Source organism: Micromonospora acroterricola (assembly GCF_003172955.1).
Lineage (GTDB): Bacteria > Actinomycetota > Actinomycetes > Mycobacteriales > Micromonosporaceae > Micromonospora > Micromonospora acroterricola.
Genome location: NZ_QGKR01000071.1, coordinates 1 through 613, shown reverse-complemented (window position 1 = coordinate 613; position 613 = coordinate 1). Strand labels below are relative to the sequence as shown.

Below are 613 nucleotides of genomic sequence, written 5' to 3'. Positions count from 1 at the left end.
ACGGGGCGCGGCGTCAGGCGCAAGATCCGCACAACTTCAGCGATGTTGCTGCCTCCGGCGGTCGTGAGGCAGCAACTTCCCTGAAGTTGCTGCCTCGGCCGGGGGCCTCGGCCGGAGGCCTCGGTCGGGGACTTCGGGGCGGCTGCGGCCGGGGGGCTCGGCGAGGGTGGCTTCGGGCGGTGTGGGGTGCGGGTCAGTGGCCGGTGGAGGCGAGGTAGCGGTCCTCGTTCGGCACGAGGGCCCAGAGGACCAGGTAGACGATCACCTGGGTGCCGGGCAGCAGCAGCGACAGCAGGAACAGCAACCGGACCATCCCGGCGGACATGCCGAACCGCTGACCGAGGCCGGCGCAGACACCGGCGATCATGCGCCCCTGGCGGGGCCGAACCAGTTTGCGACTCATCGTCGTACTCCCACTCTGCGGCGGTACGCCGCGTCTGCAATCCACGGTAGAAAGGGAAGGCCAGCCCGCCCTCGGTCCCGAGGAGGATCGGCAACCCGTGGACCCGTAGGTACATACCCGTGCGGCTCCGCTCCAACGCCTCCTGCGCCCCGGCCCGACCCGCGCCGCCCCGGCCCGCGCCGCGCCGTCCTGGCCTGCGCCGTCCTGGCC

At 72.4% G+C, this 613-nt stretch carries 1 protein-coding gene; it reads right to left on the bottom strand.

Going from position 1 to position 613, the window contains the following annotated elements:
- Positions 1 to 193: 193 nt before the first annotated feature.
- Positions 194 to 403 carry a PspC domain-containing protein gene (locus DKT68_RS01115; protein ID WP_109815575.1) on the bottom strand — a complete coding sequence of 70 codons (210 nt, stop codon included), beginning with the start codon at positions 401 to 403 and terminating at the stop codon, positions 194 to 196.
- Between the last annotated feature and the right edge of the window lie 210 nt (positions 404 to 613).

Excerpts from the sequence above, each read along its gene's own strand:
- DKT68_RS01115 (WP_109815575.1), bottom strand. The coding sequence starts at position 403 with ATGAGTCGCAAACTGGTTCGGCCCCGCCAGGGGCGCATGATCGCCGGT.